This is a genomic window from Lewinella sp. IMCC34191 (assembly GCF_003390935.1).
GTDB lineage: Bacteria > Bacteroidota > Bacteroidia > Chitinophagales > Saprospiraceae > Neolewinella.
Window position 1 is genome coordinate 1 of record NZ_QNQZ01000036.1, and the last position, 307, is coordinate 307.

Below are 307 nucleotides of genomic sequence, written 5' to 3' on the forward strand. Positions count from 1 at the left end.
GGCTATGGTCTGCCATTCCTGCACCGCCGCCACGGTTCCGACTGCATCATTCGCTTATCTATCACCATGAGTCCGCAGGTAGTGGACTTTGTACGCAGCGGAGAAGCTGACCGGATCATCAAAGTCCATTTGCTGGGGCGGGCCTTACGTACGCTGCGTCAGCTCGGCTTACGCCCCGAGGAACGCCACCCGCTGGAATTACGCCTGGTGCGCGTAGAACTACCCACCGGGGAAGTAGAGGTCCTATTGACCACGCTGTTACACCGGCAGCGCTTTCACCATCGGCGAATGGGGGAACTGTACGGGA

Annotated in this window: 1 pseudogene; it reads left to right on the forward strand. The window is 59.3% G+C overall.

The window, feature by feature from the left end:
- Positions 1-307, forward strand: a pseudogene (locus DRW39_RS22115) (hypothetical protein); the annotation flags it as partial.